Consider the following 12,847-nt stretch of genomic DNA (forward strand, 5'->3'; position numbering starts at 1 on the left):
TTGCTCCATCCGGACGCGTGCGGCGCACCGCCGGCCGGTCCGGAATGGCTCAGGCGACGTCCTCGACACCGGCGATGGCGGGCACCGGCGCGTCGACGTAGACGACGCCTTCGGTGACGACAACCGCGTACGTGCGCACGGGGTTCTTCGCAGGCAGACAGCTCGGCATGCCGGTGCGGAGGTCGAACAGCGCGGCGTGCAGCGGGCACTCCACGAAGCAGCCTTCGAGCCAGCCGTCGGCCAGCGACGCGTCCTGGTGGGTGCAGGTGTCGTCGATGGCGTAGAAGCCGTCTTCGGTGTGGAAGATCGAGATCGGGACGGGACCGTCGAGGCGGAGCGCTTCGCCTTCGGGCAGGTCGGCGGCGGCGCAGGCGCGGATCATCAGGGGCCTCCGGGAAACAGGTCACGGGAACCGAAGACGGTTCGGCAGTTTGTTGCGTATCGCGAGACAGGACGTACTGTGCGCAACAATCCGGGTTACGCACCCTCGTCGTCAAGGGATTCGCCCGCTCAGCCGAACAGATCCACCCCCAGCGGTTAGTGTTGCGCTATGCGGAACCAGGACTCGGGCAACGCAACGGGAAGTCAAGTTCAGTCGGTCGACCGCGCGATCAACGTGCTGGAACTGCTGGCGCGCAACGGCGAGTCGGGGATCACCGAGATCGCCGGCGAGCTGGGGGTGCACAAGTCGACCGCGTCCCGGCTGCTCAGTGTCCTGGAGTCGCACGGCCTGGTCGAGCAGCTGGGCGAGCGCGGCAAGTACGCGATCGGCTTCGGCATCGTCCGGCTGGCCGGCGCGGCCACCGGCCGGATGGACATCGCGAAGCTCGGCCGCCAGACCTGCCAGTCGCTCGCCGAGGAGCTCGGCGAGACGGTGAACATCGCGATCGCCGACGACGGCGTGGCCATCAACATCAGCCAGGCCCGCGGCGCGGCCGCCATCACCACGCAGAACTGGACCGGCCAGCGGACCCCGCTGCACGCGACGTCCAGCGGCAAGGTCCTGCTGGCGTACATGGGCGAGCCGGACCGCAAGCGCGTGCTGAACCACGACCTGGAGCCCTACACCCCGCGCACCACGGTGGACGCCGAGGAGCTGGACCACGAACTGGAGCGCGTCGCCGAAGACGGTTACGCGGCCTGCTTCGAGGAGTTCGAACTCGGCATGCACGCGGTCGCGGTGCCGATCCACGGCCCCGGCGGCGAGGTGGTCGCGGCGATGAGCGCGTCCGGGCCGTCCTATCGCCTTTCGAAGCAGCGGATACGACAGATTGTCCGGCCGATGTCCGAAGCGGCGCAAGAACTTTCGGCCCAGCTCGGCTACTTCACGAGCTGACCGGGCCACGCGCGCCACCAGCCTGAGGACTGGCTGAAAACCGCATCCTCGCGCGCTCTTGACACCGTGCCCGCGATCCCGCACTTTGTTGCAGAAGACGGAACACCATCCCCCATACGCAACCTGCCCGCTGCCCGGCGGGTCGTTCGGCATGCCTGTCTCACCCCGAGCCGGCGCGTCCGCCGTGGACGCCCCGGCAGGCAGGAGGTACCCGCGATGGCAGCCCGACCGCGAGTGGTCGTCATCGGTGCCGGGCTCGTCGGCTGCGCGCTGGCCGACGAGCTGACCGAGCGCGGCTGGACCGACGTCACCGTGCTGGAGCAGAACGGCCTCTTCGCCACCGGCGGGTCCACCCCGCAGTCGCCGGGACTGGTGTTCCAGACCGGCGCGGACCGCACGATGACGGAGCTCGCCAAGTACACCGTCGCGAAGTACAGCTCGCTGACGCTGGCCGGCACGTGGTGCTTCCAGCCTGTCGGCGGCCTCGAGGTGGCGGCCACGCCGGAGCGGCTCGCGGACCTGAAGCGGCGGCACGGCTGGGCCACGGCGTCCGGCGTGCGCAGCTACCTGCGGACACCGGGCGAATGCGCCGAACTGCACCCGCTGCTGGACGCGGCGAAGGTGCTGGGCGGCCTCCACATCCCCGGCGACGGCCTGGCGAAGCCGTTGCGCGCGGCCGAGGCCCAGGCCCGCCGCGCCCGGGACCGCGGGGCGAAGTTCCTTGCACACCAACGAGTCACGGGCGTCGAGCGGCACGCCGGACGGGTCACCGGCGTGGTCACCGAGACCGATCGCTTCCGCGCCGACGTGGTGGTCTCGTGCGCCGGGAGGTGGGCGCCGCTGGTCGGGCAGCTGGTGGACCTCGCCGTGCCGCTGGTGCCGATGGCGCACCCGTACGCCCGCACCACGCCCCTGCCCGCGCTGGCCGGCGACAACGACGACTTCACCGAGGCGGGCAAGCCGATCCTGCGCCATCAGGACGCCGGCCTGTACTTCCGCGAGCACGTCGACCGGCTCGGCATCGGCTCCTGCGGGCACCGGGCGATGCCGGCCGGCCCCGCGGATCCGGGGCAGCCGGGCAGTGCCTTCACCCCGGCCGGCTTCGAGGACGCGTGGGCCGCCGCCGTCGACCTGCTGCCGGTGCTGGGCGAGGCCAAGGTGGAAGACGGCGTCAACGGCCTCTTCCCCGTCACCCCGGACGGGATGCCGTTGCTCGGCGAGCACCCGGACCTCGACGGCTTCTGGGTGGCCGAGGCCGTCTCGGTCACGTACTCCGCGGGCGTCGCCAGGGAAACGGCGCGCTGGCTCGTCGACGGGCAGCCGCAGCTCGACCTGCACGCGAGCGACCTCGCGCGGTTCGAGCAGGTGCAGCTGGCGCCGGACCACGTGCGCGAGCGCTGCCTCCGCAGCTTCGTGGAGGTCTGCGACATCATCCATCCCCGGCAACCGGCCGAGCAGCCGCGGCCGCTGCGCACCTCGCCGTTCTACGAGCGGCACACCGAGCTGGGCGCGTACTTCCTGGAATCCGGCGGCTGGGAGCGGCCGCAGTGGTTCGCCGCGAACGAAAACCTGCCGGAGGTCGCGCAGGTGCCGGCGCGCAGCGGCTGGGCCGCCCGGTACTGGTCCCCGGTCGGCGGCGCCGAGGCGCTGGTGGCGCGCAGGCGGGTGGCGATGTTCGACCTGACCCCGGTGCAGCGGCTGGAGGTGACCGGCCCCGGCGCGCTGCCGTTCCTGCAGGCGATGACCACGAACCAGCTGGACAAGGCGCCCGGCGCGGTGACGTACACGCTGCTGCTGGGCGAACACGGCGGCGTGCGCAGCGACCTCACCGTCGCGCGGCTCGGGCCCGAGCGGTTCCAGGTGGGCGTGAACGGCAGCCTCGACGTCGACTGGCTGCGCCGCCACCTGCCCGGCGACGGCGCGGTGCAGGTCCACGAGACCACCGCGGGCACGTGCGGCGTCGGCCTGTGGGGCCCGCTCGCGCGGCAGGTGCTGCAGCCACTGTCCACAACGGACTTCTCGCACGCCGGGATGGGCTACTTCCGCGCGCTGCGCGCGTATGTCGGCAACGTCCCGGTTGTCGCCCTGCGACTGTCCACTGTGGGCGAACTGGGCTGGGAGCTGTACACCACCGCGGACCTCGGCCGGCGGCTGTGGGACACGCTGTGGGAGGCCGGGCAGCCGCACGGGGTGATCGCCGCCGGGCGCGAGGCCGTCTCGAGCATGCGGCTGGAGAAGGGCTATCGCTCGTGGGGCACGGACGTCACCGCCGAGCACGACCCGTTCGAGGCCGGGCTCGGCTTCGCGGTGCGGATGGACAAGGGCTACTTCCTCGGCCGCGACGCGCTGCGAGGCCGGTCCGAGGCGACGGTGAGCCGGAAGCTGACCTGCCTGACCGTCGACGATCCGCAGGCCGTGGTGCTGGGCAAGGAACCGGTGTACGCCGAGGGGCGGCCCGCGGGCTACGTCACCAGCGCCGCGTACGGGTACACGGTCGGCAAGAACATCGCGTACGCCTGGCTTCCGGTGGAGTACACCAGACCCGGGACGCCCGTGGAGATCGAGTACTTCGGCGCGAAAGTCCCCGCCGTGGTGGCCGTCGAGCCGCTGTTCGACGTCGGCCGGACCCGGTTGCGGAGCGCCGCGTGACGCACTACGACGTGATCGTGGCCGGGCTCGGCGGGATGGGCAGCGCCGCGGCGTACCAGCTGGCGCGGCGGGGGCAGCGGGTGCTCGGCCTCGACCAGTTCGCGCCCGTGCACAACCTCGGCTCCAGCCACGGCGGCTCGCGGATCACGCGCCAGGCGTACCTCGAAGGCCCGGACTACGTGCCGCTGCTGCTGCGCGCGCACGAGCTGTGGGACGAAATCGAACGTGACACCGGGCGCGAGGTCTTCACCCGCTGCGGCGGGCTGATGGTCGGGCAGCCGGACTCGCAGACGGTCGCGGGCAGCCGGCTTTCGGCGGAGAAGTTCGACATCCCGCACGAGCTGCTCGACGCCGCCGACGTCCGCCGCCGCTTCCCGACGATGGTCCCGCTCGACGACGAAGTGGCGCTGTACGAGCCGGGCGCCGGCTTCGTCTCGCCCGAGGGCAGCGTCGCGGCGCACCTGCAACTCGCGGCGCGCTTCGGCGCGGAGCTGCACCACGAAGAGCAAGTGTTCACTTGGAGCACCTCGGAAAGCGGCGTACGCGTCGGGACGGCGTCGAGCTATTACACAGCTTCACAGCTCGTGCTCTGTCCGGGCGCGTGGGCGCCGTGCCTGCTGTCAGGACTCGGCGTCGAGTTCGAGGTGCAGCGTCAGGTGCAGTACTGGTTCAGACCTTCGGGCGACGCGTCGGCGTACGCGCCTTCGCGCCAGCCGGTCTACCTCTGGGAGACAGACGAGGACACGCAGTTCTACGGCTTCCCGGCCAGCGCCGGCCAGGACGTGAAGGTGGCTTCGCACCTGGGCGGGACGCCGTGCACCGCCGAGACGATCGACCGCCGGGTGGACGAATCCGAGATCCGCCGGATGGCCGCGCTCGCCGGCTCCCGCCTCCCGACGCTGCCGGGCGAGTTCCGGCGCGCGGCGACCTGCCTGTACACGAACACCCCCGACGAGCACTTCGTCCTCGCCCGGCACCCGGACCACCCACGCGCCGTCGTGGCGTGCGGGTTTTCCGGCCACGGCTTCAAATTCGCCCCGGTGGTCGGTGAGATCCTGGCCGATCTCGTCCTCGACGGGAGCACGCCGCACCCGATCGCGCTGTTCGACCCGGCGCGATTCTGACTGTTCAGGCGAGCAGGGACTTCGCGAGCGTCGGCAGGTCCACTCCGGCGACACCGTCGAGGACGTGCCACGGCGCGAGCCAACCGGAAGCGGCCAGCTCGTCGTACACGGCGGCGCAACGTTGCTGCAGGGCGTCGTCGGACTCGAAGGCGTCGCGGGCGCGGTCGGCTTCCGTCGCGGCGCGGCGCACCGCGCGTTCGGCCGCGATTTCGGGGGCCACCCGCAAGAGCAGGTGCGCGTCCGGGCGCGGCAGCGCGAACCGGCCGACCTCCAGGTCCCACACCCACTGCACCACTTCGCCTTTGGCGGACTGGCGCAGGCGGGCAGCGGCGTACGCGGCATTCGAGGCGACGTAACGGTCGAGCAGCACCACATCGTGCTCGGCACGCAACGCGCGGATCTCGTCCGCGGCGCCGCTGCGGTCGAGCGCGTACAGCATCGCCATGCCGTACACCGAGTCGGCGAGGTCGCCGTGACCGCGATGCAGAGCTTCACGCACGAGGTCGGCGTGGACGCTGCGGCCATAGCGCGGGAAGGCGAGAGTCGCGACGCTCGCCCCGTTCTCGCCGAGGGCAGCGGTCAGCCCGTCCGCCAGGGTGCGTTTGCCCGCACCGTCCAGACCTTCGATCACGACCAGTCGCCCCACGCGGCCCAGCGTAACGGGGCGGGGCCGCGAGTGGTCGACCGGCGGCCCGGCGGGAGGACGGCACCGCCGGGCCGGCCGGCCCGTCTAGGCGGCCTCGCGGCGCGCGTACAGCAGGTAGCCGGCGCCGCTCATGACCAGCAGGCCGGCGAGGATGACCAGGGCGATCCACGCGTCGTCGTGAGTCGGCGGCGCTTGGCCGCGGTTGTCGCCGTCGCGGGGCAGGACGTTGCTCACGAGGTTGTAGCTGTACGGGCCGGCCAGCTTGTCGGCGTCCTGGCCGGAGACCGTGGGCCGATAGCCGGTGAGGGTGGCGCGGGGGCGCATCAGCAGGGCGCCGGACGACAGCGCGAGGCCGGCGGCGGCGGTGCGCGCCGCGGCGAGGTCGGCGTTGCTGACGCCGGCGGGCTGCGCCGCGCCCGCGCCCGGTGCCGTCGCCAGCAACGCCAAGCCCGCAAGCACCACGAGCACCAGGAGGCGGCGGCTCAGCGCGCCGTCCCGGTGAGTGCGTGCGTCCAGGTGAAGCCCGGTGTTCTCCGGCTGCGGAGCGCGTCCTGAGTGGACGCCGGCGGAACGAACCCGTATCGACATCACCGCCACGGACCCCTTTCGCCGCAAGTCACGAACCCGGCCATCGGTCGTCACAACGGTGAACAGTGCGGTGACCGAGAGCAAGGTGCTCTTCCGGTGATCAGGGTGTTCCGGGGTTGTTGTGGAACACGGAACGGGCAGCCTTCCGTGGCCAACCACCCCAAACGGGGGTCGGACCGACTACCGTGCGCTGCTAACGTGAACGTTCCGCGGTGTTCACGCCCAGCGCAGACACTGGTCGGGTGAAGGGACAAGCGGTGGTACAAGACAGGGAAGGTCCGCTGATCATCGAACCTGCCCGGCGGGGCACGAACGACCTGCCGACCGAGCTGGCCGACGCGCTGCGGACCGGTGAATTCCACCAGGTGCTGCGGCTCGCCATCGGCCACCGGGGCCTGTCACTGGCCCGGCTGCGGGCCCACCTCGCGCTCCGGGGTGTCCAAATCGGACAGTCGACGCTGAGCTACTGGCAGCGCGGGCTGCGGCAGCCCGAAGTGCCCAAGGCGCTGCCGGCCGTCCGCGCGCTGGAATCGGTGCTGCAGCTGCCCGCCGACTCGCTGGTGGTGCTGATCGGCCCGCGCTCGGCGCGCCCGCGCGGGCACCAGGCCGCGGTGTCCTTCTACGACCTGCGCTCGGGCGACGTGGGCTCGATCGTCGACAAGCTGCTCACCGATCTGGGCGTGCTGCCCTCGGCCAGCCACTCGAACGCCGACCTGGAACTACTTTCGGTGCACGACACCATCACGCTCGACGCCGAACGGCGGCAGGTGAGCATCCGGACGCGCCTCGTCGTGCGCGCGCGGCGGCACGGCCCGGACCGCTACGTGACCGTGTACAGCGGCGACCCGGGCTGCCGCATCGACGACGTCGAGATCATCACCGCGGAAGGCTGCCGCGTCGGCCGCATCCGGCGTCACCCCGGCGGCGAGATCATGGCGACCGAACTGCTCTTCGACCGCAAGCTCGGCGAGGGCGACGTCCACGTCTTCTGCTTCGAGATGCGCGACGACTCGGGCGCGGTGTGCCCCGGCTACTACCGCATGCTGCGCGACCAGTGCTCCAGTTACCTGCTGCAGATGCAGTTCGCGGCCGAGGCGCTGCCCGCCCGCTGCACCCGCGAAATCCGCGCCCGCGACGACGCCATCCCCGTCGAAACCGAGGAACTCCCCTGCGACACGGGCGGCGTGACCAGCGGCTACTTCCGCGACCCGGGGCCGGGTTTGGCCGGGATCGCCGTGGAGTGGAACTGAAGCCGTTGGCGAGCGTCCAGCGTGCGCAGCGGGTAGTTCTCCATCACGAGCCACTTCGCCGGGAGGAAGATCCGTTGCGGCCGGAACGGGATGAGCACCACCGGTCCTTCCTGTGATGCCATCCAGTCGAAATGGTCAAGGACGACCGAGGCGTCCGGGATCCGGCCGGTCCGTTTGGCCGCGGTCACGGCGCTGGCCAGCTCGATCCGGGCGAGTTCGCTGCTCATCACTCTCGAGCACGAGCTTCCGCAAGGCCGCATGGCCAGGCTCGCCGTGGAGTGGAACCGAGGTCACGGCCCTTTCCACCGGCGGCCCGGCCGACCTGATTCCCGCCGACCCCGGGTCGCCCGGGTGTCAGGGCCGGTCGAAGCCGTCGGTCTCCGGCTGCCGCTGGGCAGCTCCTTGCGGCCGGTCGGCAAGGGCTTGCAGGACCTCGAGGACCAGGGCGTTCACGCTGCACCCATCGGTCTTGGCCTTCGCCTTCAGCTGCGCGTGCAGGTCGTCGTCGATCCGGGTCATCAGCCGCTTCATGCCGCCATGATCACCGTTGGCAAATGCAGGCGAAAGGCCGCCCCGGACACCATTCAGGGCGGCCTTTCACCTGCGAATCACCGGGGAGATCAGTACCGGTAGTGCTCCGACTTGAACGGGCCCTCGACGTCCACGTCGATGTACTCCGCCTGCTCCTTGCTGAGCTTGGTCAGCTCGCCGCCGAGGGCGTCGAGGTGGATGCGGGCGACCTTCTCGTCCAGCTTCTTCGGGAGGCGGAAGACCTCCTTGTCGTACTCCTCGTGCTTGGTGAACAGCTCGATCTGCGCGATCACCTGGTTCGAGAAGCTGTTCGACATCACGAACGACGGGTGGCCGGTCGCGTTGCCGAGGTTCAGCAGCCGGCCCTCGGACAGCACCAGGATGGTGTTGCCGTTCGGGAACACCCACTCGTCGACCTGCGGCTTGATGTTCACCCGCCGGATGCCCGGGTAGCGCGCCAGCCCGGCCATGTCCAGCTCGTTGTCGAAGTGGCCGATGTTGCCCAGGATCGCCTGGTGCTTCATCTGCGCCATGTGCTCGACCATCACCACGTTCTTGTTGCCGGTGGTGGTGATCACGAGGTCGGCCTCGCCGAGCACGTTCTCCAGCCGCTTGACCTGGTAGCCGTCCATCGCGGCCTGCAGGGCGCAGATCGGGTCGATCTCGGTGATGATCACGCGCGCGCCCTGGCCGCGCAGGGACTCCGCGGCGCCCTTGCCGACGTCGCCGTACCCGCAGACCACGGCGACCTTGCCGCCGATCAGCACGTCGGTGCCGCGGTTGATGCCGTCGATCAGGGAGTGGCGGATGCCGTAGCGGTTGTCGAACTTCGACTTCGTGACCGCGTCGTTGACGTTGATCGCCGGGAAGAGCAGCTCACCCGCGGCCGCGAGCTGGTACAGCCGCAGCACGCCGGTGGTGGTCTCCTCGGTGACGCCGCGGATCCCCGCGCCGACGGTGGTCCACTTCGAGTTGTCGGCCGCGGTGGAGGCGCGCAGCAGCTCCAGGAAGACCTTCCACTCGTCGGGGTCGTTGTCGTCGGTGGACGGCACCGCGCCGGCCTTCTCGAACTCCGTGCCCTTGTGCACGAGCATGGTGGCGTCGCCGCCGTCGTCGAGGATCATGTTCGGGCCTTCGCCGTCCCAGGTGAGCATCTTCTCGGTGCACCACCAGTACTCCTCCAGCGACTCGCCCTTCCAGGCGAACACCGGCACGCCCTTGGGCTCCTCGGGGGTGCCGTGCGGGCCGACGACCACGGCGGCGGCCGCGTGGTCCTGGGTGGAGAAGATGTTGCAGGAGGCCCAGCGGACCTCGGCGCCGAGCGCGACCAGCGTCTCGATCAGCACGGCGGTCTGGACGGTCATGTGCAGCGACCCGGAGATCCGCGCGCCCCGCAGCGGGTAGACCTCGGCGTACTCCCGGCGGAACGCCATCAGGCCCGGCATCTCGTGCTCGGCCAGGCGGATCTCCTTGCGGCCGAACTCGGCGGCTTCGAGGTCGGCGACGGCGAACTCGATGCCGCCCCGGGTGTCGTGCCGCTTGGCAACGCTTTCGGGGGTCATAGTGCGGTTCCTCCAAGGATTGATGGCACCTGAACAGTACCGTTGTCGGCTCGACACCCACACGATCGGATTAGGAGACCCTTACCGTGCCCGCCCCACTGCCCGGCCCAGACACCCGCATCGTCGAGCTCAGGGTGGCCGGACTCGCGGGCACTCAGGGCGAAACCCTGCTCGACGCGGTCTCGACGGTGGATGTCGCGGGTGACGGGATCGGCCGGGTGGTGCGCCCGGCGGACCGGCTGCGGCGCCCGGCCCCGGGGCCGGTGGTGCCCGCACTGGGCCGGTCCATCCCGCGCACGCTCGAAGGATACCTGTGGAGCCGGATGACCTCCGGGACTGCCGCGAAGGCCACCTGGGCGCTGCTCTTCCCGTTCTCACTGGCCAATGTCGCGTTCTGGATGCTGCCGCCGGTGCGGCGCGCCCGCTGGCTCGGCGGCCTGTGCCGCGGGCTGCTGCGCGTGGCGTCGGTGCTGCTCACGATGCTGCTGCTCGGCCAGATCGCGGCGACCGCGCTCGACCTGTTCGCGACGCAGTGCCTGGCGCCGGGCACCGGCTGCCTGCCGTGGGTCCCGTCGGGGCTGCGGGGTTCGGCGCCGCGGCTGGCCGTCGGCGGGGTGCCGCTGCTGCTGGTGATCTTCGTCCTGCACCGGATCTCGTCGGCGAACTGGCAGGTGCACGCCCCCGAATCCCGCAAGCGCTCGTCGCCGATGCAGCTGCGCGCGGACCCGGAAGCGCCGGGCATGTCGGCGACGCACACGGTCGCGGCGCTCGCGTGCGTCTCGCTGCTGCTGCTCGGCGGGCCGTTCCGGGTGCCGTCCGGGATCCTCGACCTGATCGCCTGGATCTGCGTGCTGGCACTGGTGCTCACGGTGATCGTGGGCGCCGCCGTCGGCAGCGACCCCGGCCGGATCGCGCGGCGCAGCCTGATCACCTTCGCCACGCTGCTGTTCATCGCGGCGGCGGTGCTGGCCGCGCCGCTCCCGGCGCGCGGCGGGCTGCCGGGCACCGACGCGACCGTCGAAGGCCTCGGCGGCGCACTGCTCGTCGTCACGGTGTTGTTCGCGCTCGCGCTGGTGCCGGCCGCGCTGCTGGCCCGGCCGCTGTGGAAGAAGCGGCCGCACCGGCTGCGCCCGTGGCTCGGCGGCTGGGCCGCGGCGCCGGTGCTGGCCCTCGCCGGCTTGCTGGGCGGCGGTTTCGGCGCGGGGCTGGCGGTCGCCGTCCGGCGCCTGCTCGGCACCGGAGGGCTGCGGCTGCCCACGACGTACGACCTGATCACGGTCCTCTGGGGCGCCGGGCTCGCGCTGATCGTGGTGCTGGGCACCACCGGGTTCGCGATCGCGGTGCCGCTGCGCCGGTGGCGGCGCGGCATCCCGGCGATCGTCGAGCTGATGGAGCACGACCTCAAGCAGGAGACCGACGCCGCGCGGGCCTGGGCCCGGTCGGCCTGGGAACGACGGCACCTGCACCACCTGGTGCTGATCGTGGCGCTGGCCCTGTCCGCAGGTGGCGCGGCGCTGCTCGTGGTGCGGTTCGGCTTCAACACCCGGCCGGGCTGGTTCACGCCGGTCGCGGCCGTCGGAGTTTTCGCGCTCGGCGGCCTCGCCGCGGGACTCGTGCGCGTCGTCTACTCCGCCGCGCGGGCGCCACAACGCGGGCGGCACCTCGGCGCACTGTCGGACCTCGTCTCGTTCTGGCCGCGCGCGGCGCACCCGACCGTGCCGCCGTGTTACGCGCTGAAGGTCGTGCCGGAGCTGGCCGAACGCGTCAAGGAGCACCTCGCCGAGCCGGGCACGCGGGTGGTGCTGGCCGGGCTGAACCTGGGCAGCCTGCTCACCGTGCTCACGGCCGCGCGGCTGATGGCGGAGCTGCCGGAGGACGAGCGCGAACGCGTCGGCCTGCTGACCGCGGGCTCACCGCTGCAATGGGGCTACCAGCGGGCGTTCCCCGCGATGCTGCCGGAGGAATCACTGGCCGGATTGTTCGGTGATCTCGACGGCCGCTGGCGCGCGCTCTGCCGTGGCACGGACATCTTCGGCGGCGGTGTGACCACCTGGCGGCACAAGGTTTCCGGCCGCCACCTGATCGGCGACGGCTACCTGCCGGCCGGCGGCTCGGGCCCGCTCGAGACGACGTCGGAGCCCTCCGGCGTGCTCGTGCTGGGCGGCGACCACTGGCTGCCCGACCCGTTGCGCGGGCCGGACGGCCGGACCCGGTGGGCGCCGGGAGTGCTCAAGCACGCGGACTACGTCGCCGACCCGGAGTGGGACCACGCCGTCGCGATGGCCGCGGGCCTCGGCCGGCCGAGCACCTGGGCGTCCCGGCACGGCGAGCAGGGCTCGTTGTTCGGCGACCTGCCGCGACCACGCTGAAACCCTTGTCCCATAACGGAAAGGGGGATCTCCGCTCGTGGGCGGAGATCCCCCTTTCCGGGAACCCGTTCTACGTCAGTTGGTGCCGCGGCGGCGCAGCTTCAGCAGCGCCAGCAGACCGCCGCCCAGCACCAGCAGCAGGCCGCCGGTCCAGACCAGCCACATGTTGTCGAAACCGGTGTTGGCGAGGCCGCCGCCGGTGCCGCTCTCGTTGCCGGCCGGCACGGCAGCCGGGGCGGTGCTGCTGGTCGGCGTCGCGGTCTCGGCCGGAGCCGAGGTCGGGGCCGCGGTCGGCGTGCCGGACGGCTGCGACGGCTTGGTCGGCTCGGTCGTCGGCGCCTTCTCGGTGCCGCAGGCGAACCAGTGGTCGACCTTCGGCTGGCTGTGGTCGAAGCTGAACGGCGCGATCAGGTCGTTCCAGGGCAGGTCCTTGCCCAGGCCCTTCTTGCCCGGCACGTACACCGCGTGGCCGTCGTCGCCGCCGACGACGACGATCGCCTCGACCGTGACGCCTTCCTTGACGCCGGTGATGCTCACGGACTTGCTCTTCGGACCACCGGTGAAGGTGAAGTCACCCTGGTCGAGCGTCTTGCCGCTGACGCCGCGGACGTCGGAGCACTTGGTGACGTCGGTGCCCGGGGTGGGGTTCGCGCGGCCGTCGCCCGACGTGCACGCGAGGGCGGACGTCGCCGACCCGAGCAGGGCGAGACCGGCCACGGCGGCGATGGTCAGACCGGCGCGAACAGGTCGTCTGGACATGGTGGGCATGAGGAACTCTCCTGTACCGAACGG

The 12,847-nt window shown here is 71.6% G+C and carries 12 protein-coding genes; 5 read left to right on the forward strand and 7 right to left on the reverse strand.

The annotated features are described in order from the left end of the window. Positions 1–49: 49 nt before the first annotated feature. Positions 50–382 carry a bifunctional 3-phenylpropionate/cinnamic acid dioxygenase ferredoxin subunit gene (locus BMY97_RS02845; RefSeq protein ID WP_091611946.1) on the reverse strand — a complete coding sequence of 111 codons (333 nt, stop codon included), beginning with the start codon at positions 380–382 and terminating at the stop codon, positions 50–52. A 168-nt stretch (positions 383–550) separates the two neighbouring features. On the opposite strand from BMY97_RS02845, the gene BMY97_RS02850 reads away from it, so the two are divergent. From BMY97_RS02850 to solA, 3 genes are all read left to right on the forward strand, one after another. Then, positions 551–1,336: an IclR family transcriptional regulator gene (locus tag BMY97_RS02850; protein ID WP_091611949.1), complete on the forward strand. Its 786-nt coding sequence runs from the start codon at positions 551–553 to the stop codon at positions 1,334–1,336. Positions 1,337–1,552: 216 nt separating this feature from the next. Continuing rightward, positions 1,553–3,985, forward strand: coding sequence for a GcvT family protein (locus tag BMY97_RS02855; RefSeq protein WP_091611952.1), 2,433 nt, complete (start codon positions 1,553–1,555; stop codon positions 3,983–3,985). Beyond that, positions 3,982–5,109 (forward strand): N-methyl-L-tryptophan oxidase, encoded by a 1,128-nt coding sequence (gene solA, locus BMY97_RS02860; protein WP_091611954.1) that lies wholly within the window; start codon positions 3,982–3,984, stop codon positions 5,107–5,109. The genes BMY97_RS02855 and solA overlap by 4 nt, the downstream gene beginning before the upstream one ends. 4 nt (positions 5,110–5,113) lie before the next feature. Here solA and BMY97_RS02865 read toward each other — a convergent pair whose 3' ends face one another. Next, positions 5,114–5,755, reverse strand: coding sequence for a dTMP kinase (locus tag BMY97_RS02865; RefSeq protein WP_218156658.1), 642 nt, complete (start codon positions 5,753–5,755; stop codon positions 5,114–5,116). Between the two features lie 84 nt (positions 5,756–5,839). Beyond that, the gene (locus BMY97_RS02870) at positions 5,840–6,343 is read right to left on the reverse strand and encodes a hypothetical protein (RefSeq protein ID WP_245787111.1); all 504 of its coding nucleotides are present in this window, start codon (positions 6,341–6,343) and stop codon (positions 5,840–5,842) included. Between the two features lie 257 nt (positions 6,344–6,600). Between BMY97_RS02870 and BMY97_RS02875 the strand changes: the two genes are divergently transcribed. After that, positions 6,601–7,593: a hypothetical protein gene (locus BMY97_RS02875; protein WP_091611960.1), complete on the forward strand. Its 993-nt coding sequence runs from the start codon at positions 6,601–6,603 to the stop codon at positions 7,591–7,593. On the opposite strand, the gene BMY97_RS02880 is transcribed toward BMY97_RS02875, so the two are convergent. From BMY97_RS02880 to ahcY, 3 genes are all read right to left on the reverse strand, one after another. Further along, positions 7,539–7,820, reverse strand: coding sequence for a PIN domain-containing protein (locus BMY97_RS02880; protein ID WP_091611963.1), 282 nt, complete (start codon positions 7,818–7,820; stop codon positions 7,539–7,541). The two genes, BMY97_RS02875 and BMY97_RS02880, sit on opposite strands and share 55 nt — an antisense overlap. A 127-nt stretch (positions 7,821–7,947) precedes the next feature. Next, positions 7,948–8,124, reverse strand: coding sequence for a toxin-antitoxin system HicB family antitoxin (locus BMY97_RS02885; RefSeq protein ID WP_091611965.1), 177 nt, complete (start codon positions 8,122–8,124; stop codon positions 7,948–7,950). Between the two features lie 89 nt (positions 8,125–8,213). Continuing rightward, positions 8,214–9,686 (reverse strand): adenosylhomocysteinase, encoded by a 1,473-nt coding sequence (gene ahcY / locus BMY97_RS02890; protein WP_091611968.1) that lies wholly within the window; start codon positions 9,684–9,686, stop codon positions 8,214–8,216. Between the two features lie 98 nt (positions 9,687–9,784). Between ahcY and BMY97_RS02895 the strand changes: the two genes are divergently transcribed. Beyond that, positions 9,785–12,055, forward strand: a complete 2,271-nt coding sequence (locus BMY97_RS02895) for a hypothetical protein (RefSeq protein ID WP_091612881.1) — start codon at positions 9,785–9,787, stop codon at positions 12,053–12,055. Positions 12,056–12,130: 75 nt separating this feature from the next. On the opposite strand, the gene BMY97_RS02900 is transcribed toward BMY97_RS02895, so the two are convergent. Next, complete coding sequence (locus BMY97_RS02900; protein WP_143086105.1) at positions 12,131–12,823, reverse strand: LPXTG cell wall anchor domain-containing protein; 693 nt, start codon at positions 12,821–12,823, stop codon at positions 12,131–12,133. Positions 12,824–12,847: the final 24 nt, after the last annotated feature.

The organism is Amycolatopsis saalfeldensis (genome assembly GCF_900110575.1).
GTDB classification, from domain to species: Bacteria; Actinomycetota; Actinomycetes; order Mycobacteriales; family Pseudonocardiaceae; genus Amycolatopsis; species Amycolatopsis saalfeldensis.

Excerpts from the sequence above, each read along its gene's own strand:
- BMY97_RS02845 (WP_091611946.1), bottom strand. The coding sequence starts at position 382 with ATGATCCGCGCCTGCGCCGCCGCCGACCTGCCCGAAGGCGAAGCGCTC.
- BMY97_RS02885 (WP_091611965.1), bottom strand. The coding sequence starts at position 8,124 with ATGAAGCGGCTGATGACCCGGATCGACGACGACCTGCACGCGCAGCTG.
- BMY97_RS02855 (WP_091611952.1), top strand. The coding sequence starts at position 1,553 with ATGGCAGCCCGACCGCGAGTGGTCGTCATCGGTGCCGGGCTCGTCGGC.
- BMY97_RS02850 (WP_091611949.1), top strand. The coding sequence starts at position 551 with ATGCGGAACCAGGACTCGGGCAACGCAACGGGAAGTCAAGTTCAGTCG.
- ahcY (WP_091611968.1), bottom strand. The coding sequence starts at position 9,686 with ATGACCCCCGAAAGCGTTGCCAAGCGGCACGACACCCGGGGCGGCATC.
- BMY97_RS02870 (WP_245787111.1), bottom strand. The coding sequence starts at position 6,343 with ATGTCGATACGGGTTCGTTCCGCCGGCGTCCACTCAGGACGCGCTCCG.
- BMY97_RS02880 (WP_091611963.1), bottom strand. The coding sequence starts at position 7,820 with ATGAGCAGCGAACTCGCCCGGATCGAGCTGGCCAGCGCCGTGACCGCG.
- BMY97_RS02900 (WP_143086105.1), bottom strand. The coding sequence starts at position 12,823 with ATGCCCACCATGTCCAGACGACCTGTTCGCGCCGGTCTGACCATCGCC.